This is a genomic window from Comamonas badia DSM 17552 (genome assembly GCF_000484635.1).
Lineage (GTDB): Bacteria > Pseudomonadota > Gammaproteobacteria > Burkholderiales > Burkholderiaceae_C > Comamonas_C > Comamonas_C badia.
On record NZ_AXVM01000012.1, the window covers coordinates 11,864 to 37,935 of the forward strand.

A 26,072-nucleotide genomic window follows, 5' to 3' on the forward strand; every position below is an offset into this window, starting at 1 on the left:
ATGTCCGCCCTGTCCCTGTCCGCTCTGGAAAACGCCAGCGAATTCCACGCCCGCCACATCGGCATCGACGCTGCCGACGAAGCCCACATGCTCTCCGTCGTGGGAGCGGCGTCGCGCCAGGCGCTGGTGGCCTCCATCGTGCCGCAGTCCATCGCGCGCGCCAGCGCCATGCAACTGCCCCCGGCCTGTACCGAGGCCGAGGCGCTGGCCGAACTCAAGGCGATTGCGAGCAAGAACCGGGTGATGAAGAGCTTCATCGGGCAGGGCTACCACGGCACGCACACGCCGGGTGTGATCCTGCGCAACGTGCTGGAGAACCCTGCCTGGTACACCGCCTACACGCCCTACCAGGCCGAGATCTCCCAGGGCCGCATGGAGGCGCTGGTCAACTTCCAGACCATGGTGACCGATCTGACCGGCATGGACATCGCCAACGCCTCCATGCTGGACGAAGCCACCGCCGCCGCCGAGGCCATGACGCTGGCCAGGCGCAGCGTGAAGGCCAAGGGCAACACCATCGTGGTGTTTGACGACGTGCATCCGCAAACCGTGGAGGTACTGCGCACCCGCGCCGAACCCATGGGCTTCACCGTGCGCCTCGCGCAATCGGCCGATGACTGGCACGCCGCGCTGGCGGGTGACGACTACTTCGCCGCGCTGATGCAGTACCCGGTCAGCAGCGGCTGGGTGATGGACTGGACAGCGGAAATCGCCAAGATTCACGCCAAGGGCGCCGCCGCCATCGTCGCGGCCGACCTGCTGGCGCTCACGCTGCTCAAGTCGCCCGGCGAGATGGGCGCAGACATCGTCATCGGCACCACCCAGCGTTTTGGCATGCCCATGGGCGCGGGCGGCCCGCACGCGGGCTACATGGCCTGCAAGGATGGCTTCAAGCGCAGCCTGCCCGGGCGCCTGGTGGGCGTGAGTGTGGACGTGCACGGCGCGCCCGCCTACCGCCTGGCGCTGCAGACGCGCGAGCAGCACATCCGCCGCGAAAAAGCCACCAGCAACATCTGCACCGCGCAGGTGCTGCCCGCGGTGATCGCCAGCATGTACGCGGTCTACCACGGCCCCGAGGGCCTCACGCGCATCGCCCAGCGCGTGGCGCGCTACACCGCCATCCTGGTGGCGGGCCTGAAAGAAATGGGCTTGAAGCTGGTGAACCAGAGCGCCTTCGATACCCAGGCGGTGGACATGGGCAGCCGCGCAGCCGCGCAGGCTGTGCTGGCACGCGCCGTGGCCGCGGGTGCCAATCTGCGCGACTATGGTGATGCCCGTGTGGGCGTGTCTCTGGACGAAACCACGGCACGCGCCGATCTGGAATTGCTGTGGAAGGTGTTTGCGCCCAACGCCACGCAGCCCAGTGTGCAGGCGCTGGAAAACACCCCCAGCCTGATCCCCGCAGCGCTCGCGCGCACCGGCAGCTTCCTCACGCACCCGGTGTTCAACACCCACCATTCCGAAACGGCCATGCTGCGCTACATCCGCATGCTGTCGGACAAGGACCTGGCGCTGGACCGCAGCATGATCCCACTGGGCAGTTGCACCATGAAGCTCAACGCCACCAGCGAGATGATCCCCATCACCTGGCCGGAGTTTGCGCACATCCATCCCTTTGCCCCCGCCGATCAACTCGCGGGTTACGCCGAGCTGGACCGCCTGCTGCAAGACTGGCTCTGCCAGGCCACCGGCTACGCGGGCGTGAGCCTGCAGCCCAACGCGGGTTCACAAGGCGAATACGCCGGGCTGCTCGCCATCAAGGCCTGGCATGAAGCGCAAGGCAACGCACACCGCACCATCTGCCTGATCCCCTCCAGCGCCCATGGCACCAATCCGGCCAGCGCACAGATGGCGGGCATGCAGGTGGTGGTGACCAAGTGCGACGACAACGGCAACGTGGACATGCAGGATTTGCAGGCGCAGTGCGAAAAGCACAGCGCCAACCTCGCCTGCGTGATGATCACCTACCCCAGCACGCACGGCGTGTTTGAAACCCAGGTCAAAGAACTCTGCCAGATCGTGCACCGCCACGGCGGGCGTGTGTACGTGGACGGCGCCAACATGAATGCCCTGGTCGGCGTGGCCGCGCCCGGCGAATTCGGCGGCGACGTGAGTCACCTGAACCTGCACAAGACCTTCTGCATCCCCCACGGCGGCGGCGGCCCGGGCGTCGGCCCGGTCTGCGTGGTGCAAGACCTGGTGCCCTTTCTGCCGGGCCATCGCACGGCGGGCATCACTAGCAAAGTAGGAGCTGTCAGCGCAGCACCATTGGGCAATGCAGCCGTATTGCCCATCAGCTGGATGTACATCCGCATGATGGGTGCCGACGGCCTCACCGCGGCCACCGAAGCCGCCATCCTCAACGCCAACTACATCAGCAAGCGCCTGGCCCAGCATTACCCCACGCTCTACGCATCCGCCAACGGCCACGTGGCGCACGAATGCATCCTGGATCTGCGCCAGCTGAAGGAAAGCAGCGGCGTGATGGCCGAGGACGTGGCCAAGCGGCTGATCGACTACGGCTTTCACGCCCCCACCTTGAGCTTCCCGGTCGCCAATACGCTGATGGTCGAGCCCACCGAGAGCGAAGACCTGGCCGAGATCGAGCGCTTCATCGCCGCGATGGTCGCCATCCGCGAGGAGATCCGCCAGATCGAAAACGGCACCTGGCCGCAGGACGACAACCCGCTCAAGAACGCCCCGCACACCGCAGAAACCCTGCTGGCTGCCGACTGGGCCCATCCCTACTCGCGCGAAGCCGCTGCCTTCCCGGTGGCGGGCCTGCGCAAGACCAAATACTGGGCGCCCGTGGGCCGCGTGGACAACGTCTATGGCGACCGCAACCTGTTCTGCAGCTGCGTGCCCATCGAGGAGCCGGCGTGACGCCCTCGCGCACCGAGAAACCACGATGCCGCCCGGCGAAAGCCTGAACCCCGCAAAGCTGGCCGTCCTCATCGACGCCGACAACACCAGCGCCGCATGCGCGCAGGATTTGCTGGAGGAAATCGCCAAATACGGCATTGCCAGCGTCAAGCGCATCTATGGCGACTGGAGCAGCCCCCTGCTCAGCGGCTGGCGCAGCATTCTGCTCAAGCACGCGCTCGTGCCGATCCAGCAATTCGCCTATACCAAGGGCAAAGACGCCACCGACATGGGCTTGATCATCGATGCCATGGACCTGCTCTACAGCGGCCACTTCGACGGCTTCTGCCTGGTCTCCAGCGACAGCGACTTCACGCCGCTGGCCTCGCGCATCCGGGCATCGGGGCGGGTGGTTTACGGATTCGGCCGAACCAAGACGCCCGAAGCCTTCCGGCAAGCCTGCGACCGGTTCTTCTACATCGAAAACCTTGGCGAAGGCGCGCAAGGCAAGGGCGAAGCGGATGCCGCGTCCGCCACTGCTCCCAGCAGCCCACCCGACCTTGCCAGGCCAGTTGCCAAGCCAAGGCAGATGGATACCGCCATCAAGAACCTGCTGAAAAAATCGATCAAGGACGCGACCGACGAAGCCACCGGCTGGGCCTTCGTAGGCAAGATCGGCAACGTCATCAGCGAAACGCGGCCGGACTTCGATTCGCGCACTTACGGCTACGCCAAGCTTTCCGGCATGCTGCGCGACCTGAGGGGCCTGCAGTTTCGCACCGACGAAGTCAACCGCATGTATTGCCGCAAGGTGCCCTTCGGCGATCTCATCAAGCTGCTCGACGAAGCCTTCAACAGGTTCAAGAGTGCCAAGGGCTGGGCCAGCCTCGACGTGGTCGGCAAATACGTGAAGCCGCGCTGGAACTGGCAGGAGTACGGGTTTGAGAGTTTTTCCGAATTGCTGGGCAAGGTCGATCACGTTGAAATCAGCAGCGAGGGCATGCGCATGCAGTCGCCCATTGCGCCATAGCACCGGTTTCCGCCTGCATCCGCCAAGTCCTTCGCCGGATGTCCCTATCATTTCTGCTGCCGCACATCCCCGAGCGATGTGCAGGACTGGTTCTACTCCCCTTTTTTCAAGAACACCCATGCGCCCTGTTTCCGCTCTGCTCGCCAGCCTGCTGGCACTATCCGCCACGGCTGCTCCGCACGCCGCCCCGGTCACCACCGGCAGCGGTCTGGTCTACGAGTCCATCACCGAAGGCCAGGGCGACGCACCCAAAGCCGGCGACACCGTCCAGGTGCACTACAAGGGCATGTTCGCCGACGGCAAGGTCTTTGACAGTTCCCATCAGCGCGGTGAACCCACGGAATTCCCGCTGAACCGCGTCATCCCCTGCTGGACCGAGGGGCTGCAGAAAATGAAGGTGGGCGGCAAGGCCAGGCTCACCTGCCCGCCCGCGATCGCCTACGGCGCACGCGGCGCGGGTGGCGTGATCCCGCCCAACGCCACGCTGACCTTTGAAGTGGAACTACTGGCCGTCAAGCGCTGACGGCTGGCGCCTACACTGGCGCCACTGCCCATCGACAGCCATGAACCTCCCTGACCTGTCATTTTTGAACCAGGACGGCACGCACCAGGCGCCCGCCACGGCCCAGCCTGGACAAGCCACCGTGAATCGCCGCGGCGCCGACCGTTTCGAAGGCCCGATCGGCGAGGTGATAGAGCAGCTACGGACCGCGCAGCGCGAGCTGCAGGTGCAGAACAAGGAGCTGCTCTACAGCCAGCAGGTGGCGGAAAGCGCGTCCGAGCGTTTCGAGGCGCTGTTTGCCAGCGTGCCGCTGGCGCTCATGGTGCTGGACGAGCACGACATGGTGGTGCAGGCCAATGCGATGGCGCATCGCTCGTTCCAGCCCGCCGAAACCGATCGGCCACTGATCTCGCTCATGCCCTTCGTGAGCGACACGGATGCCGACCGCGTGCACCGCGCCTTTGCCATCGCCCGCGTCCAGGGACGCAGCGACAGTTCCGAAGTGGTGTTCCGCATCGGGCGCGAGCGCCAGATGACGGGCGACCTGCACATTGCCTACGCCGAGATTCCGCTGGCCCAGGGCGAGCCGCTGCGCCAGTTCCTGTGCGCCGTGATTGACCAGGGCCCGCTGCTGGCCGAGCGCAAGACGCTGCAGCAAAGGAACGAGCAGCTGCACGCCAGCGAAGAGCGGCTGGAGGCGGTGATCAACTCGGCGCTGGACGCCATCATCTGCATCGACCAGCACCAGCGCATCACCGTCTTCAACCCCACGGCTGCCGCCCTGTTCCAGTGCCCGACGCGCGACGCCCTGGGCAGCCCGCTGTCGCGCTTCTTCCCCGAGCTGGACCGTGCACCCGCCTACGCCCAGCTCACCACGCAGGCGGCCCTGGGCGAAGTGCAGGCGCGCACCGCCGCGGGCCAGCCGCTGGCGGTGGAAGTGAACATGGCCTTCGAGCACCACGAAGGGCGCGTGACCACCACCATCTTCGCGCGCGACCTGACCGCGCACAAGCGCGCCGAGGCGCGGCGCAGCGAACTGGAAGGGCAGCTGCGCGAATCGCAGAAGATGCAGGCCGTGGGCACCATGGCCGGCGGCATTGCGCACGATTTCAACAACATCCTGCACGCCATCCTGGGCAACGTCGAACTGGCCAAGGCCGATGCCGAGGCACCCGCCGTCGATGCGCGCGTGCTGGAGAGCCTGCACGAGATCGAAAAAGCCGCGCGGCGCGCGCGCGACCTGGTGCGCCAGATTCTTGCCTTCAGCCGCAACGAAGCACCGCAGCGCAAGCCTGTTCAAATGGCCGAATTGATGCACGAGACCGAGCGCCTGCTGCATGTCACGCTGCCACCCGGCGTCACGCTGCGGATAGAACCGCCCGAGCGCCTGCCGCCCATCCTGGCCGATGCCACGCAGGTGGAACAGGCCCTGCTCAACCTCTGCACCAACGCGGTGCAGGCGCTGGGCACGCAACCCGGGCAAGTCCGCATGCGGGCCCGGCGCGTGCGCCCGCAGCAGCGCCTGGCCGAGCGCCTGAACCTCGCGCCCGGCGCCTACGTGGCGCTGGACGTCACCGATGACGGGCCGGGCATGGACGCCGCCACGCGCGCACGCATCTTCGAACCCTTCTACACCACCAAGCCGGTTGGCCAGGGCACCGGGCTGGGCCTGCCCGTGGTGCATGGCGTGATGCGCACGCATGGCGGCGCCATCGACGTGCAGAGCGCACCCGGACAGGGAAGCTGCTTCACGCTGTACTTCCCCGCCGCGGAGCAGGAAGACCCGCCGCAGGCCGACACCCGCCAGCAGTACCTGCCCGGCATGCCCGCGGCGCAGGCCGCCGCCGCACCCGCACGCAAGCGCCACGTGATGTACGTGGACGATGACCAGGCGCTGGTGTTTCTGGTGCAGCGGCTGCTGGCACGCCGCGGCTACGAGGTCAGCGGCTTCACCGACCCGCAGGCGGCCACCGCCGCGCTGGCGCAGGACCCGGGCCGCTACGACCTGCTGGTCACCGACTACAACATGCCCGGCTATTCGGGCGTGGAGCTGTTGCGCGCCGCGCGCCAGATCCGCGGCGATCTGCCGGTGGCGCTGGCTTCGGGCTACATCACCGCCGAGATCGAACAGGCAGCGCTGCAGGAAGGCGCGCGCGCCCTGATCCACAAGCCCAACGACGTGCAGGAGCTGTGCGAGACGGTGGACCGGCTCATCGATGGCCGCCCTTGACGCGGCAGCGCCCGTGCAGTGCCTGCACGCGGATGACGATGTGCTGGTGCTGTGCAAACCCGCCGGACTGCTCTGCGTGCCGGGGCGCGGAGCGGACAAGCAGGATTGCCTGAGCCGCCGCGCCCAGCGCCATTACCCGGATGCGCTCGTGGTGCACCGGCTGGACCAGGCCACCTCGGGCCTGGTGCTGATGGCGCGCCATCCCGCTGCCCAGCGCAGCCTGAGCCACGCGTTTGCGGCGCGCGCCATGGCCAAGCGCTACCTGGCCATCGTGCACGGGCACCCCCGGGGAAATGCCGACGCCGAGGGCTGGAGCACCATAGCCGCGCCGGTGATGGCAGACTGGCCGCGCCGTCCGCTGCAGAAAGTGGATTTCGTTCAAGGCAAGCCCAGCCAGACGCGCTGGCGCACGCTGCGCCACGATGCCGCCAGCCACGGCACGCGGCTGGAACTGGAGCCGCTGACCGGCCGCACCCACCAGCTGCGCCTGCATCTGGCGCACATCGGACACCCCATCCTGGGCGATGCGCTCTATGCCCCGCAAGCGGTTGCCGCCGCCAGCCCGCGCCTGCTGCTGCACGCCTGGAAACTCGGGTTTGCCCATCCGGCCACAGGCCAATGGATGCAATACAGCGCGCCGCCGCCTTTCTGATGGACCAGAATGCAGGTGATGGCGTCGCCACAGCGCGCGCAGCACCCACCGCACGAACCGCATGCCTTCTTCACACCTGACCATCATCACCGGCGCCTCCCGCGGCCTGGGCCTGGCGCTCGCCCGCCAGCTGCTGCAACCCGGGCAGACGCTGATTCTCATCTCGCGCAGCACCCATGCGCGGCTCAGCGCCCCGCCCGGCGCCCGGCTGGAGCAATGGCAGCACGACCTGGCCGATGCCGCCCCCGCCGCCGCGCGGCTGCGCGACTGGCTCGCCGCCCAGCCGCCCGAGCGCCATGCCAGCGCCACGCTGATCAACAACGCCGGCGTGCTGCCCCCCATCGTGCCCCTGAGCCAGAGTGCCGACGCCACCGGGCAGGCGGCGCTGGCCAGCGCGCTGCGCGTGGGGCTGGAGGCGCCGATGCTGCTGTGCGCCGCCTTCCTCTGCGCCACCGGGCACTGGAAGGCACCGCGCAAGGTGCTCAACATTTCGTCCGGCCTGGGGCGCAGGGCGATGGCATCCACCGCCGCCTACTGCGCCGGCAAGGCGGGCATGGACCACTTCACCCGCTGCCTGGCGCTGGAGGAAGCCGGCAAGCCGCACGGGGCGCGCGTCTGCTCGCTGGCGCCCGGCGTCATCGATACCGACATGCAGGTTCAGCTGCGCGGGGCCCAGGCGAGTGATTTTCCCGACCACTCGCGCTTCCTTCGCCTGAAGCAGGAGCACGCGCTGGCCAGCGCCGACGCCGCGGCCCAGCGCGTGCTGGCGTGGCTGCAGCGCGCCGACTTCGGCGCCGAACCCGTGGCCGACCTGCGCTCGCCCGATGCCGGCACGACCGCCATGGCCCGCCATGGCGGCGGCGCTGCGCGCTGAGGCATCATCGGCGCATCGAACACAGTCACCCAAAAGACAGACCATGGATGAACCCATCCTTACGATTGAAGAACGCGAGGCGATCAACTCCGGTCGCTGGTTTTCCTCCCTCTCGCCATCGCTGCGACACGACATTCTTCGATGCACCTACGTCAAACGCTTTCGCGATGGCACGCTGATCGCCGCCCGCGGCGACATGGCCGAAGAATGGATCGCCTGCGCACGCGGGGCGGTGCGCGTGAGCTCCACCTCGCTGTCGGGCAAGCAGATCACGCTGACCTACGTGGAGCCGGGCATCTGGTTCGGCGACATCGCCATCTTGGACGGCGACCAGCGCACGCACGATACCTACGCGCATGGCGAGACCACCATCGTCTGCGTGGCGCGGGCGGATTTCCGCAAAATCCTCACGCAGCACACCGAGCTTTACGAAGCGCTGCTGCGGCTGCAGGCGCGGCGCATCCGCCAGCTCTTCGGGCTGGTGGAAGACCTCAACACCCTGCCGCTGCGCGCGCGCCTGGCCAAGCAGCTGCTGCACCTGGCGCGCAGCTACGGCGTGACCAGCCTGGCCAACGAGGGCGAAATCCGCATTGGCCTGCACCTGGCGCAGGAAGAGCTGGCGCAGTTGCTGGGCGCCTCGCGCCAACGCGTGAACCAGGAGCTCAAGGCGATGGAGCGCGAGGATGCCATCCGCATCGAGCTCGGCGGCCTGGTGGTGCGCGAGCGCGAAGCGCTGATGCGCATTGCCGAAAGCGCGCTCTAGAGCGCTTGAAAATTCATAGCTTCTCGCGCTCGCTGGACAATGAATTAAGGCATGAATCAATTGAAAACCCTTGGTTGACGCGCGCCAGCCACTCTCATTTTTGAATTGCCCGCCATGCCCTCCTACGATCAATTCATCGGCACGCGCCCGGTCTCGGGCAAGCAGGCTTTCGACACCGACGCGCTCGCCGCCTGGGCGGCGCAGCATGTGCCCGGCTTTGCCGGTCCGCTGCAGGTGGAGCTTTTCAAGGGCGGGCAATCCAATCCCACCTACAAACTCGTCACGCCCGCACGCAGCTACGTGATGCGCTCCAAGCCCGGACCGGTGGCAAAACTTCTGCCCTCGGCCCATGCCATAGAGCGCGAATACGCCGTCATGCAAGGTCTGGCGGGCACCGATGTGCCGGTCCCCAGGATGGTCGCGTTGTGCGAAGACGAATCCGTCATCGGCCGCGCCTTCTACCTCATGGAGCACATGCAGGGCCGGGTGCTCTGGGACCAATCCCTGCCCGGCATGAGCCCGGCCGAGCGCGGCGCGATCTACGACGCCATGAACCGCGTCATCGCCGCGCTGCACACCGTCGATTTTGCGAAGCAGGGCCTGGCCAGCTACGGCAAGGGCGGCAACTACTTCGAGCGCCAGATCGGCCGCTGGAGCAAGCAGTACCGCGCCTCCATCACCCAGCCCATCGCCGAGATGGACCAGCTGATGGACTGGCTGCCCGCCCACATGCCCGCGAGCGCGCGCGACGACAGCCGCGTCTGCATCGTGCACGGCGACTACCGCCTGGACAACCTGATGTTCCACCCCACCGAGCCGCGCATCATCGCCGTGCTCGATTGGGAGCTGTCCACGCTCGGCCATCCGCTGGCGGACTTCGCCTACCACTGCATGAGCTGGCACATCCCCCACGCACTGGGGCGCGGCATCGGCGGGCTGGACCTGGCGGCGCTGGGCATCCCCGCGGAGCGCGATTACATCCACCGCTACTGCGAGCGCACCGGCATCGCCGACACAAGCAGCCTGCACGCCGACTGGAATTTCTACCTGGCCTACAACCTGTTTCGCATCGCCGCCATCCTGCAGGGCATCGCCAAGCGCGTGGAAGCCGGCACGGCCGCGAGCAGCGAAGCCAGGGCCGCCGGGGCGCAGGCGCACCCGATGGCGGAGCTTGCCTGGTCCTTCGCCCGCAAGGCCTGAACCCCTTTCATCTCCACGAGGAAACCCATGGACTTCGCCTACTCCCCCAAGACCCGCGAGCTGCAGAAGAAATTGACGCAGTTCATGGACGACCACGTCTACCCGGCCGAGAAGGAACACGCCGCGGAACTCGCCGCCAACACCCAGGCCGGCAAGCGCTGGACACCGCTCAAGACCATAGAAAACCTCAAGCCCAAGGCACAGGCGGCCGGGCTGTGGAACCTGTTCCTGCCGGTGGATACGGCCGAAGCCTCGGGCTACCACGGCGCGGGCCTGACCAACCAGGAATACGCCCCGCTGGCCGAAATCATGGGCCGCGTGCTCTGGGCCAGCGAAGTCTTCAACTGCTCAGCGCCCGATACCGGCAACATGGAAACCATCGCCCGCTACGGCAGCGAGGCGATCAAGGCGGAATGGCTCAAACCCCTGCTCGAAGGCCGCATCCGCTCGGGCTTTGCGATGACGGAGCCAGACGTGGCATCGAGCGACGCCACCAACATCACCACCCGCATAGCGCGCGACGGCGACGACTACGTCATCACCGGCCGCAAGTGGTGGACCAGCGGCGCGGGCGATCCGCGCTGCAAGGTCTACATCACCATGGGCAAGACCGACCCGGAGGCCGCCAGGCATTCGCAGCAAAGCATGATCGTCGTGCCTGCGGATACACCTGGCATCACGGTGCTGCGCAACCTCAACGTCTTCGGCTACGACGATGCGCCGCACGGCCACTCGGAAGTCATCTTCGACCGCGTGCGCGTGCCCGCCGGCAACATCCTGCTGGGTGAAGGCCGCGGTTTCGAGATCGCGCAGGGGCGCCTGGGGCCGGGGCGCATCCACCATTGCATGCGCCTGATCGGCCAGGCCGAGCGCGCGCTCGAACTGATGTGCCGGCGCGCCAGCAGCCGCGTCGCCTTCGGCAAGACCATCGCCCAGCAGACGGTGACGCAGGAGCGCATCGCCGAAGCGCGCTGCAAGATCGACATGGCGCGCCTGCTCACGCTCAAGGCCGCATGGATGATGGACACCGCGGGCAACAAGGCGGCCAAGACCGAGATCGCGATGATCAAGGTCGTCGCCCCGAACATGGCCTGCCAGGTGATCGACTGGGCCATCCAGGTGCATGGCGGCGGCGGCGTCAGCGATGATTTCCCGCTCGCCTACGCCTACGCCAATGCGCGCACGCTGCGCTTTGCCGACGGGCCCGACGAAGTGCACCGCAACGCGATCGCCAAGTGGGAGCTGGGCAAGTACGCGGACCGGCCCGCACGCGGCTGAACCCCAGGTCCGCCACCGGCAAACACAGGCGGGCGCATCGCCCTAAAATGCCCAGTTTTCCCCAGCGGTCAGCGCATGCATTGACCGCGCCCTTTGGAGAGCCTTCATGAGCGCACCGATTGCTGCCGCCTCGCCCCACGTGATGAACACCTACAACCGGGTGCCGATCGCGCTTGAGCGAGGCCGCGGCGTGCGCGTGTGGGACGTGAACGGCAAGGAGTACATGGATGCGCTCGCCGGCATCGCCGTCAGCACGCTGGGGCACGACCACCCCAAACTGGTTCCTGCCCTGCAGGACCAGGTGGCCAAACTCATCCACTGCTCCAACTATTACCACGTGCCCGGCCAGGAGCAGCTCGCCACGCTGCTGACCGAGCGTGCACGCATGGACAAGGCGTTCTTCTGCAGCACGGGTCTTGAGGCCAACGAGGCGGCGATCAAGATCGCCCGCAAATACGGCGTGGACAAGGGCATCGCCAAGCCGGTGATCGTGGTCTACGAACACGCCTTCCACGGCCGCTCGCTCGGGACGATGGCCGCCACGGCCAATGAGAAGGTGCGCAGCGGTTTCGGCCCGCTGATGGAAGGTTTTCTGCGCGTGCCGGTCAATGACCTCGCCGCGCTCAAGGCGGCCACGGCAGGCAACCCCGACATCGTCGCCGTGATGCTCGAACCCATCCAGGGCGAAGGCGGTCTGCACCCGATGCGAGCCGAGTACCTGCAGCAGGTGCGCGCGTTGTGCGACGAGCGCGGCTGGCTCATGGTACTGGACGAAATCCAGTGCGGCATGGGGCGCACCGGCAAGTGGTTTGCGCACCAGTGGGCCGGCATCGTGCCCGACGTGATGAGCCTGGCCAAGGGCCTGGCCTCGGGCGTGCCGGTGGGCGCGGTGCTGGCGCGCGGCGCGGCCGCCAGCGTGTTTCAGCCCGGCAACCACGGCACCACGTTCGGCGGCAATCCGCTGGCGATGCGCGCGGGGGTCGAGACCCTCGCCATCATGGAGGAAGACCGGCTGCTGGCCAACGCGACCGAAGTCGGCGCGCACCTCAAGGCCGCGCTGCAGCAGGCGCTTGGCGGCCTGCCGGGCGTGAAGGAAATCCGCGGCCAGGGCCTGATCATCGGCGTGGAGCTGGACCGCCCCTGCGGCGTGCTCATCAACCGCGCCGCCGCCGCGGGCCTGCTGATCTCGGTGACGGCCGACAGCGTGATCCGCATCGTGCCGCCGCTCATCCTCACGCGCGCCGAGGCGGATGAAATCGTGGCGCTCCTCACACCCGTGGTACAGGCCTTCCTGGCCGAAACGAGCGAGGTGAGCGCATGAAGCACTACCTGCAATTCAGCGATTTCAGCGCCGACGACTACGCCTATCTCTTTGAGCGTACGGCCATCATCAAGCGCAAGTTCAAGAGCTACGAGAAATACCACCCGCTGGTGGACCGCACGCTGGCCATGATTTTCGAGAAAGCGAGCACGCGCACGCGCGTGAGCTTCGAGGCCGGCATGGGCCAGCTCGGCGGCACGGTGGTGAACCTCACGAGCACCGACAGCCAGCTCGGCCGCTCCGAATCCATCGAGGACACCGCGCGCGTCATCAGCCGCATGACCGACATCGTGATGATCCGCACCTTCGGGCAGGAGCGCCTGGAGCGCTTCGCCGAATATTCACGCGTGCCGGTCATCAACGGGCTGACCAACGAATTCCACCCCTGCCAGATCATGGCGGATCTGTTCACCTTCATCGAGCACCGCGGCTCCATCGCCGGCAAGGTCGTCACCTGGGTGGGCGACGGCAACAACATGGCCAACACCTGGCTGCAGGCGGCCGACCTGCTGGGCTTTACCGTGCACCTGAGCACGCCCAGCGGCTACGAAGTGGATGAAAAATTGGCCTTCGGCGCCCGCCAGCCGCGCGCTGGCTGCTACAAAATTTTCAAGGACCCGATGCAGGCCTGCGCAGGTGCCGACCTGGTGACCACCGACGTCTGGACCAGCATGGGCTACGAGGCCGAGAACGAGGCGCGGCGCAAGGCCTTCGCTGACTGGTGCGTCGATGAAAAAATGATGGCTGCTGCCAAACCCGATGCGCTTTTCATGCACTGCCTGCCCGCGCACCGCGGCGAGGAAGTGACGGCCGAGGTGATAGACGGCGCACAATCCGTCGTCTGGGACGAGGCCGAGAACCGCATGCACGTGCAGAAGGCGGTGATGGAATACCTGCTGCTGGGGCGCATCAGCGAAGCGGCCTGAGCCCTTCGGTCTGCGGCGCGGGGTAAGTCACCGCCCCGCCGCCCTGCTCCACCACGGCGCCCGCGCTCAGGTGCGCTGGCTCCAGCTTGCCCGGCCCCATGATGTGCCACACCTGCTCGCCCCGCGCCAGCAGGTGGTCGGTGACGATGCGCCGGTGGCAGCGCCACCACAGCACCTCGGAGCACATCAGCGCGCAGCGCTGCGCACGCCCCTCTTCGATCAGATGCGCCAGCCCGGCGTCGAAGTCGGGCGTGCAGGCGTAATCGGCATAACGGTGAAAGCTCTGGTTTTCCCACCACGCGTTGACCTCGGGCGCGATGTCTGCCGTCTTCCCGCGCAGGCCGCCGAGCTGCGCCACATGCTCGTAAGCCAGGCCATGCGCGGGCAGGCTGACCGAAAGCGCATCCTCGTTGAACTGCGGGAATTTGCGCGAGCCCGGCATCTTGCGGATGTCCACCACGCGCTGCACGCCGGCCTCCTTGAGCAGGTCAGCGAATTCTTCCAGGCTGTGCGTGGAGTGGCCCACGGTGAAGAAAGGCAGGCTCATAGCTTGGTCAATGCGGTGGCGTAATGGGCAGCAATGTGGTCGGTCTTGTCGCTCTTGATTTCGTACTGGGGCCGCGCCGGTGACGCATGGTGGCGATGGCCCTTGTAATCGAAATCCTGCAGATGCACGGCCACGATGGTGCCAGAGACCCGGCCCGCCTCGGAATTCCAGGCCACATGGTCTCCAAGGTCAAATCGCGTTTCCATGCTTGCCTCCGTACATTGATTTGAACCAAAACAGGGCGCAGCGCATGACCATCAAGCGCTGCCAGCTATCATTTCCCAACCATCTTGGCAGGCACGACCCACTCGTCGAACTGCTCGGCCGTGAGAAACCCGAGCGCCAGCGCCGCTTCGCGCAGGCTGGTGCCTTCGGCGTGCGCCTTCTTGGCGATCCTGGCGGATTTGTCGTAGCCGATATGGGTGTTGAGCGCGGTCACCAGCATCAGCGAGCGCCCCACCAGCTCGTCAATGCGCGCCCGGTTGGGTTCTATGCCGACGGCACAGTGGTCGTTGAAGCTATTGATGCCATCGGCCAGCAGGCGCACGCTCTGCAGGAAGTTGTGCGCGATCATGGGGCGAAACACGTTGAGCTCGAAGTTGCCCGAAGCGCCGCCGATGTTGATCGCCACGTCGTTGCCCATGACCTGCGCGGCCAGCATGGTGACGGCCTCGGACTGCGTCGGATTGACCTTGCCCGGCATGATGGACGAGCCTGGCTCGTTCTCGGGGATGTGAATCTCGCCAATGCCGCTGCGCGGCCCGCTGGCCAGCCAGCGCACGTCGTTGGCGATCTTCATCATGCTCGCGGCCAGGGTCTTGAGCGCGCCATGCGCATGGACCAGCGCGTCGCAGCTTGCCAGCGATTCGAACTTGTTCGGTGAAGTCACGAAGGGCAGGCCCGTCAGGCGCGCCAGCTCCGCCGCCACCTGCTCCGCATAGCCCTTGGGCGCGTTGAGCCCCGTGCCCACCGCCGTGCCGCCCAGCGCCAGCTCGCACAGGTGCGGCAGCGCCGCGCGGATATGCGCCTCGCCATGCGCCAGCTGCGCTGCCCAGCCCGAAATCTCCTGCCCCAGGGTCAGCGGCGTCGCATCCTGCAGGTGGGTGCGGCCGATTTTCACGATGCCGTCGAACGCCTGGGCCTTGGCCGCCAGCGTGCCGTGCAGCCTGGCGATGGCGGGCAGCAGCCTGTGCGTGATGGTGTCGACCGCCGCCACGTGCATCGCGGTGGGGAACACGTCGTTGCTCGACTGGCTCTTGTTCACGTCGTCGTTGGGGTGCACCAGGCGCTTCTCACCGCGCTCGCCGCCCATCAGCTCGCTCGCGCGGTTGGCCAGCACCTCGTTCACGTTCATGTTGGTCTGCGTGCCCGAACCGGTCTGCCAGACCACCAGCGGGAACTCATCCGGGTGCTTGCCCGCCAGCACCTCGTCGGCGGCGGCGATGATGGCGTTGGTCTTCTTCTCGTCCATCAGGCCCAGCGCATGGTTCACCTTGGCCGAGGCCTTCTTCACCGTGGCCAGCGCGTGAATGATCTCGGCCGGCTGGTGCTCGCCGCTGATGGCGAAATTGAGTTTGGAACGCTGCGTCTGCGCGCCCCAGAGGTGGTCGGCGGGCACCTCGACATCGCCCAGGGTGTCGTGTTCGATGCGGGTTTTCTGATTCATGGCGTTCTCCCAGATGGCTACAGCCGCCCATTGGAACGCAATCGCGCGAGCCGCACACGAAGCATCCCACTTGCCCGCATATGGAGCGCAGGTTCCCCAAGGCACTTGAGATAATCAACCGTCAATCCTCAAAGACTGTCCATGACCACGACCATCCGCTACGACGACCTGGTGGAATCCATTGCCGCCGCGCTGCAGTACATCAGCTACTACCACCCCACCGACTACATCCAGCACCTGGTGCGCGCCTGGGAGCACGAGAAAAGCCCCGCCGCCAAGGACGCGATGGCGCAGATCCTCACCAACAGCAAGATGAGCGCCATGGGCCACCGCCCGATCTGCCAGGACACCGGCATCGTCAACGTGTTCCTGAAGATCGGCATGGACGTGCGCTTCGAAGGCTTTCCGGCCGGCCAGGCGGTGGAAGACGCCGCCAACGAAGGCACGCGCCGCGCCTACCTCTCGGCCGAGAACACGCTGCGCGCCAGCGTGGTGGCCGATCCGCTCTTTGCGCGCAAGAACACCAAGGACAACACCCCGGCCGTCACCCACGTGCAGCTCGTGCCCGGCAACAAGCTGGAAGTCACCGTTGCCGCCAAGGGCGGCGGCAGCGAAAACAAGAGCAAGCTCGCCATGCTCAACCCCGGCGACAGCCTGGTGGACTGGGTGCTCAAGACCGTGCCCACCATGGGCGCCGGCTGGTGCCCGCCCGGCATGCTGGGCATAGGCGTGGGCGGCACCATGGAAAAGGCGGCGCTGCTGGCCAAGGAAAGCCTGATGGAAGACCTCAACATGTACGAGCTGCAGCAGCGCTCGGCCAAGGGCGAGAAGCTCACGCAGGTGGAAGAACTGCGCCTGGAGCTGTATGAAAAGGTCAACGCGCTGGGCATAGGCGCGCAGGGCCTGGGGGGGCTTTCCACCGTGCTGGACGTGAAGATCGCGCTCTACCCCACGCACGCCGCCGGCAAGCCCGTCGCCATGATCCCCAACTGCGCCGCCACGCGCCACGCGCATTTCGTGCTGGATGGCTCCGGCCCGGCCTACCTGGATGCGCCAGACCTCAAGCTCTGGCCCCAGCTCGACTGGGCGCCCAACTACGCCGAATCACGCCGCGTCGATCTCGACACGCTCACCCCCGCCGAGGTGGCGAGCTGGAAATCCGGCGAGCGCATCTTGCTCAACGGCAAGATGCTCACCGGCCGCGATGCCGCGCACAAGCGCATCCAGGAGATGCTGGCCAAGGGCGAAACGCTGCCCGTGGACTTCAGCAACCGCGTCATCTACTACGTCGGCCCGGTGGACCCCGTGCGTGACGAAGTCGTCGGCCCCGCCGGCCCGACGACGGCCACGCGCATGGACAAGTTCACTGAAATGATGCTGGCGCAGACCGGCCTGATCGCCATGATCGGCAAATCCGAACGCGGCCCCGAGGCGATTGCCGCGATCCAGAAACACCAAAGCGCCTACCTCATGGCCGTGGGCGGCGCCGCCTACCTGGTGAGCAAGGCCATCAAGCACGCGCGTGTGCTGGCATTTGAAGACCTGGGCATGGAAGCCATCTACGAATTCGACGTGGTGGACATGCCGGTGACGGTGGCGGTGGACTCGACTGGCACCAGCCAGCACATCACCGGGCCGGCGGAGTGGCAGAAACGGATTGCGGCGAATATGGCGCGGAGTTATACGGCAAGCAAAGCGGCGACGTGAACATCTGATCCGGGAATTTTTAGGTAAAAACCGGATATATATCGTTTACGCTGGCATTTCAGCGCTTCTGACATCAACGCCGCCGCAAGATGTGGATGAACTCTTCACCCTGGGTCTGTTGCTCCACCAATTCGTTTCCTGTTTGCTTGGCGAACGCCTGAAAGTCGCGCGTAGAGCCAGGATCCGTCGCAACGACCTTGAGAAGCTGGCCGCTGAGCATCTTGGTCAGCACCTTTTTGGCCTTGAGGATGGGTAGCGGGCAGTTGAGTCCGCGTGCATCAAGTTCACTGTCGATGTTCATGTTCCCTCCTTGGGTTGATCCAGCCCGCGCCGGCGTTCGGCGTTCTCTTCCGGTGTAAAGAATACGGGTTCGTGGCCGCGTGCACGCAGCCAGTCTGCCAGTGCATAGCCCGTGCCCGCAGGCCAGCATTTGAGATCCTTGAGTTCCATCAGCCGATAGTCCAGCAGTTCCGGCGACAGCTGAACCGTGCCACTCGCCTGAACATGGTAGGCAATGATCACCTGGTTCATGCGCAGAAACTCGTAAGCACCCACCATGGTGATCGCATGAGCGTCCAGATTGGTTTCTTCCTTCACCTCGCGCGCGACACCTTCCTGGGGACTTTCTCCAGCCTCCATGAAGCCCGTGATGAGAGCAAACATCTTTGGGGGCCACGCGGCATTGCGGGCCAGCAGCACCTTGCCTTCAATTTCAACGATGGCTGCAAGCACAGGAACAGGGTTGTTCCAGTGCGTCCAGCCGCAGGCGGCACAGCGCAGGCGCACTTTCTCGCCGCCATCCTCCATTTGTGCGATCGGCGCAAGTTCAGTTGCGCAGTGAGGGCAAAAGCGCATTTCGTATTGCTGCAGCATCATTCAGGCGGGGAAAACCCCGGTGGAGAGATACCGATCACCGCGATCGCACACGATGAAGACAATGGTTGCGTCATGTTCGCGCTGTGCAATCTGTTGTGCTGCCCAGCAAGCTCCCGCCGACGAAATCCCGCCGAAGATGCCTTCTTCCGCCGCCAGCCGTCGCGCCATGTCCTCGGCATCGCCCTGCGAGACCGACACCAGTTCGTCGACGAGTTCCGGATGGTAGATCTTGGGCAGATAGGCTTCCGGCCACTTGCGGATGCCCGGTATGCGCGAGCCTTCCGTTGGCTGAGCACCGACGATGCGCACCTTGGGATTTTTCTTGCGCAGGTAGCGCGCCACGCCGGTGATCGTCCCCGTGGTTCCCATCGCACTTATGAAGTGGGTGATGCGCCCTCCCGTCTGCTCCCAGATCTCGGGGCCCGTTGCCTCGAAATGCGCACGCGGATTGTCTTCGTTCGCGAACTGGTCCAGCACCCTGCCCTTGCCTTGCGCCGCCATCTGAAGGGCAAGATCGCGGGCGTACTCCATGCCGCCGCTCTTGGGCGTGAGCACCAGCTCAGCTCCATAGGCTTTCATGGTCTGTGCGCGTTCGACGGACAGATCTTCGGGCATCACCAGCACCATGCGATAGCCCTTGACCGCCGCCACCATCGCGAGCGCAATGCCGGTATTGCCGGAAGTGGCTTCGATCAGCGCGTCGCCCGGCTTGATTTCGCCGCGCTGCTCCGCGCCCTGGATCATCGCCAGCGCCGCCCTGTCCTTGACGGAGCCGGCCGGGTTATTGCCTTCCAGTTTGGCAAGGACCACGATTCGCCGCTCGGCATGCTCGGCTGCGCCCAAGCGCTGCAACGCCACCAAGGGGGTGTTTCCTATCGTGCTCTCAATCGAAGAATACGTTTTCATATCCCCTACTGTGCCATAATTCCACGCTTCGTGAGATACCAGCCCGGGTGGTGAAATTGGTAGACGCAGGGGACTCAAAAACAGGGACTTCTACGTAGGTCTTGCTTGAGGCCACCGTCTGCCAAGCCGCATAGGGCAAGGGATTGAGTGAAAAATCGCCTCTTGATCGAGATGCAAGCATTTCGAGCCAGGAGTCAGTTAGGAGCCAGGACGATGCAAGCTGGTTCCTAGCGAGGAGTAGGTAGTTGAAGTAGCATCGTGCGTCATGCCCGAGTGGTGAAATTGGTAGACGCAGGGGACTCAGACCAAATTTGAGCCCTCCGGGGGAAACCCCAGAGGTGAAGCCCGTCAAACTCGGCGAAGGCCCTGGACGCAAGTCCGAGCTAATACCGAGCCAAGCCCTGGAGCCGAAAGGTTCCTCGGAAGGTGTAGAGAGCAGACGGCGGGCACCTAAGGCCGAAAGGCTATGGTGAAGGCGTGCTCCAGCCCACGAACGTCGTTTCTTCGGAGACGGCGGCGGCGAAAGCCGAAGTGGGAAGAAAATCCCCCGCCGCAAGGCGTGCCGGTTCGATTCCGGCCTCGGGCACCAATTCAAAAGCCGCCCCTGTTCACGCAGGGGCGGCTTTTCCTTTTTTGGGCTGCGTGCGCTTGAAGCCACGATCCCCAGTCATGAACGCCTCCAGCATGTGCGGGATCAGCGTCGCCGCATCGACCGCTTCGCCGTAGGTCTGCGCGTGCAGCGCGGCGTAGCCGTCGAGGTCTGCTTTCAGGCTGGCCGGGCATGCAAAGGTCATCTTCGTGGATTCCAGTTTCGGCAGCGGCCCGAGCCGCAGCTTCTTGGCCGTGCTCATCGCATCGCCCCTCTGTTGAAAAAAAGCGGCTGATAAGGCCGCAGCACCAGGTCCCGGTTGACGATGATCCGCACCGGCAGGCCCGGCCGTGTGGTCAGCGTCGGTTGGATGTTCAGGTTGCGCCGGGTGATCTCCTGGCCGACCTGATTGATGCTGTCCTGTGCGCTGTCGCGCCCGGCGATGACGATGTGGTTGCCGTCCTGCCGATTCTCGGGCGCGGCCAGTTCGGCGCCCACGCCCAGCAGCGTCGTCAGCGCCGCGCCGGCGACGATGCGGCTCCAGTGGTAGTCCACGCCGTCTTCCAGGCCGGAATAGCCCGCCGGATCGGTGCCAACAAGGTTGTCGATGGTCAGTGAAGACGTGTCCGGCAGGATGATCCGGTTCCACACCACTTGCACACGGCTCTGCCCGTAGCTGACCTGGCTGTTGTATTTGCCCAGGATGCGCGATCCCTGCGGGATCAGAAGGAACTTGCCCGTGGCCGTGTCGTAGACCGGCTCCGTCACCGTGGCGATCACGTCGCCCGGCAAATCGGACTTGATGCCCGTCGCCAGCGCGCCGGCGATTACTGTCCCGGCCATCACCTGATATGGCGAAGTCGGCATTTGTAGATTGCCGGAATTACGGGTTTCCGTAGAACCGGCTTTCAGGAACGCCTCTTTCTGGTTTTGCCGGTTCTGCACGGCGGTCGGATCGCTGGGTTGCGCAGCCGTCGAGGCCGGCCCTGCCGCCAGCGGGTCGAAGGCCGCGATCGTGCTTGTGCTGCCCGGCGCCGCCTGCGCCACCGCGGCGGCGGCGTGGCCTTGCCCGCCCGAACGGAAGAACACCGACGAAGCCGCTGCGGCTTCCGCCTCCTTGCGCAAGGCGTCGTTGGGATCGTGGGCGGGGGCCGCGTAGGCGGCCACGGCCGCCTGTTGCGAGTTCACGATGGCCGGACCCAGGTCGCCCGGAAGCGGCGGCCCCAGTTCGGGCGCCTTCGGCAGCTTCGAGTAGTCCGAAGGCAGACCGTCGAGCCCTTCGGACTTCGAGACGCGATCGACGTTGTAAAGCTCGGTCTGCGCGCCGGTGCCGCGCCGGTGCGGTTGCAGCGACCAGATCGTGGCCCCGAGCACGGCGACCGACAGGCAGCCCATCAGCATCGCCAGCGTGCGCCGGTTCAGGCGTGTGACCGGGCGCGGCTGCGCGCGCAGCGTCACCGCCTCGGGCGCGACCTTGCCCGCCTGCGGCGCGGCACGGTCGGGGGTATCGTCCTGGCTCATGGTCAATTCCTCCGCGTGCCGTCCGTGCGTTCGATCCGCACCACATCGCCCTTGTCCCCGCCCAGGCGCAGCTCGGCCGCACCGAACAGCCGATCCACGATGTAGTACGGCGGGCGGAAACGGTAGTTGACGAGTTGCCCGTCGCCCTGCGCGCCGATGACGAACAGCGGCGGCAGTTCGCCCTGGGCGATGCCCGCCGGGAACTGGATATAGACCTTCTCACCGTCATCGAAGGCACGCAGTGGTTTCCACGACGGATTGCTGCCGCTGACCGCATAGCGGAAGCGGATCTTCTCCAGTGACAGGCCGGTATCGACAGGCGCGGCGGCGCTGGCCGCCTGTGCCTGGCGCTGCAAGGCCAGCATCTTGTCCTTCGGGTACTCCCAGGACACCGACGCCATCCACGTCTTCTCGGTCGAAGTCAGCTCCAGCAGGTAGGTGCGCCGGCTGGTGGTGATGACGAGATTGGTCTTCAACCCCGAGCGGATCGGCTTGACCATCACGTTCACGCGCAGCGCGCCGCCACTGCCGCTTGACGTGTCCCCGACGATCCAGCGCACCGTGTCGCCGGCGGCGACCGTTATCAATTCTTCGCCCGGCTGCAGCGTAACCACCGTCACACGGCCCACGGCCGCATAGATCTGGTACAGCGCGCCTTCGGTGAAGGGCCAGACTTGAATCGCATTGACGTAGCCCTCCCGTGTAGGGGCAATGCGCGCCTCGGCATTGGCGCGGGCTACGCGCACGGTTTCATCGGCAGGTTCTGCTGCGGACTTCGCATCGACACTGGGCATGGGCTTCAACTGCGCCGGCATCGGCAACACCTCAGGCACGGTCACGACCTCCACCGGCTTCGGCGCCTCGGGCAACGGATGGGCCTGTACCGGCTCATCGAGCGGGATCACCGGCGGTGGCTTGCCCGGCGTGGCGCAGCCCGCGAACAGGACAGCCGATGCCAGCAGGATCACCGACACCGCGGATTTACGGAAAACTGCATTCATGGTTTTGCTCCTTCGTTTCCTTCCAGTTCGCGGCTCCACGACAGCCCGTTGACGTAGATACCCAAGGGGTTCTTGCGCAGGCGCTGCTCGGTGCGCGGGGTCTGCTGCACGATGGAAACCACGGCGTTCCAGCGCTCGGTGCGGTCTAGCGCGCCGTTGACGAAGCGCGTTTCCGTCCAGCGCACGTTGAATGACGTGTCGCTGGCGCGGGTCACGCTGGTGATCTGCACCGTCACCGACTCCTTGCCGATGCGCGCAAACGGGTTGTTCACGCGGGCGTACTCGTTGAGCACCACAGCGCCCTTATCGGTGGTGTAGTCGTAGGCATCGAGCCAGTTCTGCCGCACCACGATGGGGTCGATGGACAGCGAGCGTACGAGGCCGATGAAGCGGGCCAGGTGGTAGGCGATCTGTGCATCGCTGGGCCGGTACGGCGTAGCGGCTTCGCCAACCGCGCGTACCTGGCCTGCGTTGTCCACCTCCACGACGTAGGGCGTCACGATGGATTGCGCCGAGCGCCATACCAGGCCGCCGGCCATCAGCAGCGCGAGCGTCAGGCAACCGAAGGCCATCAGCCGCCAGTTCTTCGCCTGCACACGCGGCGAGCCGATACGCTCGTCCCACACCTGGCCGGCAGCTTGGTACGGCGTGGCGGGCTGCGGTGTGTCGGCATAGCGCACCTGCGGTTTTCTGAATCGCATGCTCAGTTCTCCTTGGAAATCGCCTTATTCGTCGGTACCGCGTAGGCTCGGGCCTTGCCCGGAGCCACCACCGTCGCCACCGCGCAGCGTGTGGGCGGCGGCGGTCGCGGCGTGGGTGAGTTGCTGGCGGCGATGCAGCCGCTTGGCCCAAGCGGGCTGTGCGTTGGCTGCGTCGTAAACGGCTTCGCTTGCGGCGGCATGGCCGGATGCCCCAGCTCCACCGGCTGCCGCGCCTTCGTCAGCGACCGGGCCGTTCCAGCCAGCGCGGAACGGTGCGGCCATCCGTTGTCCGGCAGCGGAAGCGCGGGATGCAGCCGCGCGCCCGGTGGACTGTGCGCCGGTCTTGGCAACGTTACCCAGGCCGGCCATCACCCCCCTTACACCACCGCCTGCTGCGGTGGAACCGGCCTGGAACGCCGACTTGGCCCTGCTGGCCGCCGACGTGGCGGCACGCGCACTGCCGCCGGCCAGCTTGGCGGCGGCCGGCGCCATGCGCGCCCCGGCCATGACCGCGCCGCCCACGCCGGTCGCGGCGGCACCAATGGCAACGCCGGTGCCGACAGCGCCGACCGCAGCCCCGGCCATCGCGCCCGCGCCAAGCTGCGGCGCACCGGACACCAGGCCCGTGGCGATGCCGGGGCCGAAGATCCCGAGCGCCAACAAGGTGAGCGAGGCCAGCATGATGACCAGCGCATGGTCGATGGACGGCTCGGCGGGATGGACTTGGAACTGAGCGAACAGGCCCGATCCAATGCCGACGATCACGGCCAGCACCAGCACTTTGACGCCGGCGGACACGACGTTGCCCAGCACCTTCTCGGCGAGGAAGCTGGTCTTGTTCCACAGTGCGAATGGCACCAGCACGAACCCAGCGAGCGTGGTCAGCTTGAACTCGATCAGCGTGATGAAAAGCTGGATCGCCAGCACGAAGAAGCACAACACCACGACCAGCCAGGCGAGGAACATCACCACGATGGGATCGAGATTGGCGAACACCTCGGGAAACCCGGCCATGTCACCGATCTGCTTCAAGATCGGCGCTCCGGCGTCGATGCCGGTTTTGGCGAGCCGGCCCGGCTGCAAGAAGTTCTCCATCGTGATGGCCGAGCCAGTGGCCATGATGCCCAGTCCCGCGAATGAGCGGAACACGATACCGGCCAGCCAGTTGAAGTTGTTGATGATGTAGGCGAAGGCGCCAACGTAGAGCACCTTGCGCAGCAGCTTGGCAATCACGTCCTCGCCTTGGCCGGTGGCGTGGCTCATGGCCCAATACAGCCCGGCGATCGTCATGTCGATGACGATCAGCGTGGCGGTCAAGAACGCCACTTCGCCCCGCAACAGCCCGAAACCCGAGTCGATGTAGGTGGCGAAGGTGTTGAGGAACTGGTCGATGATGGTCACGTCATTCATGGCGTGCCCTCCGGTTCAATGGGCGGTGCCGGCGCTACGCCATTCGCCGGCTCATCGAAACTCGGCGGGATCGGCGGCAGGTCGGCCAGCGTCCGGTATTCATCTGGCCCGGCCTCACCGGAAAAGAAGCGCCGCCGGAAGGCTTCGGCGGCGGCGCGGCAAACGTCCTCGCCCGTGGCCTGCACGATTACCTGTGGATTGGCCGCGCATTGCGTGCGCAATGCCTTGAGCCGCACAGGATCGGCGGCTAGGGCGTCGGCAAGGGTGTTGGCCGGCTGCTTGCCGCAAGCGGCCAGGAGCGCGGCACACAGGATGAGGACGCCTCGCATGACGGCCTCCCGTCAGTCGCGGTAGAAGTTCACGGACTGTGGCGTGTACGGCGTGCCGTCACCCATGAAACGCCGCCGTACTTCGCGGGCGCGCTCCGTTGCAGCCGATTGCCGCGCCAGCTCCAGCGAGGCGGCACGGTCTTGTGTGATCTGGAGCCGCTGGGTCTGGATCGACTGCTTGGCCTGCAAGGCCAGCAGTTGGTTTGTGACCTGCATGGCTTGCAGCGCGCCGACTGCGGACTGGCTCTTGCCCACGAGGTCGGCCAGCACGCCTTCGTCGTCGCTCAGGTTCTGCGACGCCTGAGCCTGCATCTGCATGGTGGTCTGCAAGCCGTTGAGCGTGTTCCGCCAACGCTCCTGCGCGTCGCGGTACATCTGGTCGCCGCTGACGGTGGCGGCGTATTGCTCGGGGTACAGGCGCTGGAATTCCCGATCCAGATTCGTCACGTCATAAGCCAAGCCCTTGGCCTGCGCAATCAGCCGCTGGGTGGTTGCCAGATTCGCGCGCAACTGGCCCACCACGCTGGACGGCAGGCTGGCCAGGTTGCGCGCCTGGTTGATGAGCATCTGCGCCTCGTTCTGGAGTTGGCGGATCTGGTTGTTGATCTGCTCCAGCGTGCGAACGGCGGTAAGCGTGTTCTGCACCAGATTGGTCGGGTCGAGCACGATGTCGCCGACGCCGAACAGCGCGTGCGCGGGCTGCGCGACGCCGAAGGCGAGCACGCAGACGGTCGTGAGCGCAGCGAGCTTGGGGGTATGCAGTTTCATGACAGGTTCTCCTGTGGGTGGTCAGCAGTACGGAGGGAACCCGGCGCAAGGCCGGGGAACGAGGGCAGCAGATCGGCCGCCCAATCGAGGCCGCGGTGGCGCAGCCAGACGCCCGCGAAGCCGGGCACGCCGGCATCCAGCAGCACGCGATCCATGTCGCGCTGGTCTTGCGGCGTGGAAGCGCCCGCGAAGGCCAGCGTCGCCGGCCCCAGGTCGAGGTCGAACAAGCGGTTGCCGAGGCGGGATTGGTAGTAGTAGTCGCGCTTCGGAACGGCCGTGGCGACGATCTCGATTTGCTGCCTGTTGAGGCCGAATCCTTCGTAGATCGTGCGAATCTGCGGCTCGGTCGCCTGCGGATTGGGCAGGAAGATGCGGCTGGCGCAGCTTTCGATGATCGCGGGGGCGATGCTCGA

At 66.0% G+C, this 26,072-nt stretch carries 25 protein-coding genes and 1 pseudogene; 12 read left to right on the plus strand and 14 right to left on the minus strand.

Annotated features, from left to right (window positions below; translation table 11 throughout):
• The 11 genes from gcvP to argF all read left to right on the plus strand — a co-directional run bounded on the left by gcvP (position 1) and on the right by argF (position 13,638).
• Positions 1 to 2,883: an aminomethyl-transferring glycine dehydrogenase gene (gcvP, locus tag K320_RS0116855; protein ID WP_029696281.1), complete on the plus strand. Its 2,883-nt coding sequence runs from the start codon at positions 1 to 3 to the stop codon at positions 2,881 to 2,883.
• Between the two features lie 25 nt (positions 2,884 to 2,908).
• Complete coding sequence (locus K320_RS0116860) at positions 2,909 to 3,892, plus strand: NYN domain-containing protein (protein ID WP_029696282.1); 984 nt, start codon at positions 2,909 to 2,911, stop codon at positions 3,890 to 3,892.
• Between the two features lie 118 nt (positions 3,893 to 4,010).
• The gene (locus K320_RS0116865) at positions 4,011 to 4,415 is read left to right on the plus strand and encodes an FKBP-type peptidyl-prolyl cis-trans isomerase (RefSeq protein WP_024539975.1); all 405 of its coding nucleotides are present in this window, start codon (positions 4,011 to 4,013) and stop codon (positions 4,413 to 4,415) included.
• Between the two features lie 40 nt (positions 4,416 to 4,455).
• Entirely contained in the window at positions 4,456 to 6,624 is a 2,169-nt protein-coding gene (locus K320_RS0116870; protein ID WP_024539976.1) for a PAS domain-containing hybrid sensor histidine kinase/response regulator, read from the plus strand.
• Positions 6,611 to 7,276 (plus strand): RluA family pseudouridine synthase, encoded by a 666-nt coding sequence (locus K320_RS0116875; RefSeq protein ID WP_024539977.1) that lies wholly within the window; start codon positions 6,611 to 6,613, stop codon positions 7,274 to 7,276. The genes K320_RS0116870 and K320_RS0116875 overlap by 14 nt, the downstream gene beginning before the upstream one ends.
• A gap of 61 nt (positions 7,277 to 7,337) precedes the next feature.
• Positions 7,338 to 8,150, plus strand: coding sequence for an SDR family NAD(P)-dependent oxidoreductase (locus tag K320_RS0116880; RefSeq protein WP_024539978.1), 813 nt, complete (start codon positions 7,338 to 7,340; stop codon positions 8,148 to 8,150).
• Between the two features lie 43 nt (positions 8,151 to 8,193).
• Positions 8,194 to 8,913 (plus strand): Crp/Fnr family transcriptional regulator, encoded by a 720-nt coding sequence (locus K320_RS0116885; protein ID WP_024539979.1) that lies wholly within the window; start codon positions 8,194 to 8,196, stop codon positions 8,911 to 8,913.
• Between the two features lie 114 nt (positions 8,914 to 9,027).
• Positions 9,028 to 10,113 (plus strand): phosphotransferase, encoded by a 1,086-nt coding sequence (locus tag K320_RS0116890; RefSeq protein WP_024539980.1) that lies wholly within the window; start codon positions 9,028 to 9,030, stop codon positions 10,111 to 10,113.
• 27 nt (positions 10,114 to 10,140) lie between these two features.
• Positions 10,141 to 11,391 carry an acyl-CoA dehydrogenase family protein gene (locus tag K320_RS0116895; protein ID WP_024539981.1) on the plus strand — a complete coding sequence of 417 codons (1,251 nt, stop codon included), beginning with the start codon at positions 10,141 to 10,143 and terminating at the stop codon, positions 11,389 to 11,391.
• 106 nt (positions 11,392 to 11,497) lie between these two features.
• A complete protein-coding gene (locus tag K320_RS0116900) occupies positions 11,498 to 12,712 on the plus strand; it encodes an aspartate aminotransferase family protein (RefSeq protein ID WP_024539982.1) in 1,215 nt (404 codons plus the stop codon).
• Positions 12,709 to 13,638, plus strand: a complete 930-nt coding sequence (argF, locus tag K320_RS0116905) for an ornithine carbamoyltransferase (RefSeq protein ID WP_024539983.1) — start codon at positions 12,709 to 12,711, stop codon at positions 13,636 to 13,638. Before K320_RS0116900 ends, argF begins: the two co-directional genes overlap by 4 nt.
• On the opposite strand, the gene K320_RS0116910 is transcribed toward argF, so the two are convergent.
• The 3 genes from K320_RS0116910 to fumC all read right to left on the minus strand — a co-directional run bounded on the left by K320_RS0116910 (position 13,622) and on the right by fumC (position 15,851).
• Positions 13,622 to 14,185 carry a DUF488 domain-containing protein gene (locus K320_RS0116910; protein WP_024539984.1) on the minus strand — a complete coding sequence of 188 codons (564 nt, stop codon included), beginning with the start codon at positions 14,183 to 14,185 and terminating at the stop codon, positions 13,622 to 13,624. The two genes, argF and K320_RS0116910, sit on opposite strands and share 17 nt — an antisense overlap.
• Positions 14,182 to 14,391, minus strand: a complete 210-nt coding sequence (locus K320_RS0116915; RefSeq protein WP_024539985.1) for a hypervirulence associated TUDOR domain-containing protein — start codon at positions 14,389 to 14,391, stop codon at positions 14,182 to 14,184. The genes K320_RS0116910 and K320_RS0116915 overlap by 4 nt, the downstream gene beginning before the upstream one ends.
• Positions 14,392 to 14,459: 68 nt before the next feature.
• Positions 14,460 to 15,851, minus strand: a complete 1,392-nt coding sequence (fumC, locus tag K320_RS0116920; protein WP_024539986.1) for a class II fumarate hydratase — start codon at positions 15,849 to 15,851, stop codon at positions 14,460 to 14,462.
• 141 nt (positions 15,852 to 15,992) lie between these two features.
• On the opposite strand from fumC, the gene K320_RS0116925 reads away from it, so the two are divergent.
• Positions 15,993 to 17,558 (plus strand): fumarate hydratase, encoded by a 1,566-nt coding sequence (locus K320_RS0116925; protein WP_024539987.1) that lies wholly within the window; start codon positions 15,993 to 15,995, stop codon positions 17,556 to 17,558.
• A gap of 73 nt (positions 17,559 to 17,631) precedes the next feature.
• On the opposite strand, the gene K320_RS0116930 is transcribed toward K320_RS0116925, so the two are convergent.
• The 11 genes and pseudogenes from K320_RS0116930 to K320_RS0116980 form a co-directional block, all read right to left on the minus strand.
• Positions 17,632 to 17,859, minus strand: coding sequence for a sulfurtransferase TusA family protein (locus K320_RS0116930; protein WP_024539988.1), 228 nt, complete (start codon positions 17,857 to 17,859; stop codon positions 17,632 to 17,634).
• A complete protein-coding gene (locus K320_RS0116935) occupies positions 17,856 to 18,431 on the minus strand; it encodes an NUDIX domain-containing protein (RefSeq protein WP_034343873.1) in 576 nt (191 codons plus the stop codon). Before K320_RS0116935 ends, K320_RS0116930 begins: the two co-directional genes overlap by 4 nt.
• A 3-nt stretch (positions 18,432 to 18,434) precedes the next feature.
• Positions 18,435 to 19,340, minus strand: a complete 906-nt coding sequence (cysM, locus tag K320_RS0116940; RefSeq protein WP_024539990.1) for a cysteine synthase CysM — start codon at positions 19,338 to 19,340, stop codon at positions 18,435 to 18,437.
• Between the two features lie 608 nt (positions 19,341 to 19,948).
• Positions 19,949 to 20,191, minus strand: coding sequence for a DUF2274 domain-containing protein (locus K320_RS0116945; protein WP_024539991.1), 243 nt, complete (start codon positions 20,189 to 20,191; stop codon positions 19,949 to 19,951).
• Positions 20,188 to 21,450 carry a TrbI/VirB10 family protein gene (locus tag K320_RS0116950; protein ID WP_024539992.1) on the minus strand — a complete coding sequence of 421 codons (1,263 nt, stop codon included), beginning with the start codon at positions 21,448 to 21,450 and terminating at the stop codon, positions 20,188 to 20,190. Before K320_RS0116950 ends, K320_RS0116945 begins: the two co-directional genes overlap by 4 nt.
• Positions 21,451 to 21,452: 2 nt before the next feature.
• On the minus strand, positions 21,453 to 22,451 hold the full coding sequence (gene trbG, locus K320_RS0116955) for a P-type conjugative transfer protein TrbG (RefSeq protein WP_024539993.1): 999 nt from the start codon (positions 22,449 to 22,451) through the stop codon (positions 21,453 to 21,455).
• Entirely contained in the window at positions 22,448 to 23,152 is a 705-nt protein-coding gene (gene trbF / locus K320_RS0116960) for a conjugal transfer protein TrbF (RefSeq protein WP_024537605.1), read from the minus strand. Before trbF ends, trbG begins: the two co-directional genes overlap by 4 nt.
• Before the next feature lie 24 nt (positions 23,153 to 23,176).
• Entirely contained in the window at positions 23,177 to 24,562 is a 1,386-nt protein-coding gene (gene trbL, locus K320_RS0116965) for a P-type conjugative transfer protein TrbL (protein WP_024537604.1), read from the minus strand.
• A complete protein-coding gene (locus tag K320_RS0116970) occupies positions 24,559 to 24,891 on the minus strand; it encodes a hypothetical protein (protein ID WP_024537603.1) in 333 nt (110 codons plus the stop codon). The genes trbL and K320_RS0116970 overlap by 4 nt, the downstream gene beginning before the upstream one ends.
• A gap of 12 nt (positions 24,892 to 24,903) precedes the next feature.
• On the minus strand, positions 24,904 to 25,659 hold the full coding sequence (gene trbJ / locus K320_RS0116975) for a P-type conjugative transfer protein TrbJ (RefSeq protein WP_024539994.1): 756 nt from the start codon (positions 25,657 to 25,659) through the stop codon (positions 24,904 to 24,906).
• Positions 25,656 to 26,072: pseudogene (locus tag K320_RS0116980) on the minus strand (conjugal transfer protein TrbE); the annotation flags it as partial. The gene trbJ and the pseudogene K320_RS0116980, both read right to left, overlap by 4 nt.

What these genes read in the sequence shown, in the direction of transcription:
- K320_RS0116970 (WP_024537603.1), bottom strand. Translation starts at nt 24,891, where the DNA reads ATGCGAGGCGTCCTCATCCTGTGTGCCGCGCTCCTGGCCGCTTGCGGC.
- gcvP (WP_029696281.1), top strand. Translation starts at nt 1, where the DNA reads ATGTCCGCCCTGTCCCTGTCCGCTCTGGAAAACGCCAGCGAATTCCAC.
- K320_RS0116935 (WP_034343873.1), bottom strand. Translation starts at nt 18,431, where the DNA reads ATGCTGCAGCAATACGAAATGCGCTTTTGCCCTCACTGCGCAACTGAA.
- cysM (WP_024539990.1), bottom strand. Translation starts at nt 19,340, where the DNA reads ATGAAAACGTATTCTTCGATTGAGAGCACGATAGGAAACACCCCCTTG.
- K320_RS0116860 (WP_029696282.1), top strand. Translation starts at nt 2,909, where the DNA reads ATGCCGCCCGGCGAAAGCCTGAACCCCGCAAAGCTGGCCGTCCTCATC.
- K320_RS0116925 (WP_024539987.1), top strand. Translation starts at nt 15,993, where the DNA reads ATGACCACGACCATCCGCTACGACGACCTGGTGGAATCCATTGCCGCC.
- K320_RS0116895 (WP_024539981.1), top strand. Translation starts at nt 10,141, where the DNA reads ATGGACTTCGCCTACTCCCCCAAGACCCGCGAGCTGCAGAAGAAATTG.
- K320_RS0116865 (WP_024539975.1), top strand. Translation starts at nt 4,011, where the DNA reads ATGCGCCCTGTTTCCGCTCTGCTCGCCAGCCTGCTGGCACTATCCGCC.
- argF (WP_024539983.1), top strand. Translation starts at nt 12,709, where the DNA reads ATGAAGCACTACCTGCAATTCAGCGATTTCAGCGCCGACGACTACGCC.
- K320_RS0116890 (WP_024539980.1), top strand. Translation starts at nt 9,028, where the DNA reads ATGCCCTCCTACGATCAATTCATCGGCACGCGCCCGGTCTCGGGCAAG.
- K320_RS0116900 (WP_024539982.1), top strand. Translation starts at nt 11,498, where the DNA reads ATGAGCGCACCGATTGCTGCCGCCTCGCCCCACGTGATGAACACCTAC.
- K320_RS0116870 (WP_024539976.1), top strand. Translation starts at nt 4,456, where the DNA reads ATGAACCTCCCTGACCTGTCATTTTTGAACCAGGACGGCACGCACCAG.
- K320_RS0116945 (WP_024539991.1), bottom strand. Translation starts at nt 20,191, where the DNA reads ATGAGCACGGCCAAGAAGCTGCGGCTCGGGCCGCTGCCGAAACTGGAA.
- trbL (WP_024537604.1), bottom strand. Translation starts at nt 24,562, where the DNA reads ATGAATGACGTGACCATCATCGACCAGTTCCTCAACACCTTCGCCACC.
- K320_RS0116880 (WP_024539978.1), top strand. Translation starts at nt 7,338, where the DNA reads ATGCCTTCTTCACACCTGACCATCATCACCGGCGCCTCCCGCGGCCTG.
- fumC (WP_024539986.1), bottom strand. Translation starts at nt 15,851, where the DNA reads ATGAATCAGAAAACCCGCATCGAACACGACACCCTGGGCGATGTCGAG.
- trbG (WP_024539993.1), bottom strand. Translation starts at nt 22,451, where the DNA reads ATGAATGCAGTTTTCCGTAAATCCGCGGTGTCGGTGATCCTGCTGGCA.
- K320_RS0116915 (WP_024539985.1), bottom strand. Translation starts at nt 14,391, where the DNA reads ATGGAAACGCGATTTGACCTTGGAGACCATGTGGCCTGGAATTCCGAG.
- K320_RS0116910 (WP_024539984.1), bottom strand. Translation starts at nt 14,185, where the DNA reads ATGAGCCTGCCTTTCTTCACCGTGGGCCACTCCACGCACAGCCTGGAA.
- trbF (WP_024537605.1), bottom strand. Translation starts at nt 23,152, where the DNA reads ATGCGATTCAGAAAACCGCAGGTGCGCTATGCCGACACACCGCAGCCC.
- K320_RS0116885 (WP_024539979.1), top strand. Translation starts at nt 8,194, where the DNA reads ATGGATGAACCCATCCTTACGATTGAAGAACGCGAGGCGATCAACTCC.
- trbJ (WP_024539994.1), bottom strand. Translation starts at nt 25,659, where the DNA reads ATGAAACTGCATACCCCCAAGCTCGCTGCGCTCACGACCGTCTGCGTG.
- K320_RS0116875 (WP_024539977.1), top strand. Translation starts at nt 6,611, where the DNA reads ATGGCCGCCCTTGACGCGGCAGCGCCCGTGCAGTGCCTGCACGCGGAT.
- K320_RS0116950 (WP_024539992.1), bottom strand. Translation starts at nt 21,450, where the DNA reads ATGAGCCAGGACGATACCCCCGACCGTGCCGCGCCGCAGGCGGGCAAG.
- K320_RS0116930 (WP_024539988.1), bottom strand. Translation starts at nt 17,859, where the DNA reads ATGAACATCGACAGTGAACTTGATGCACGCGGACTCAACTGCCCGCTA.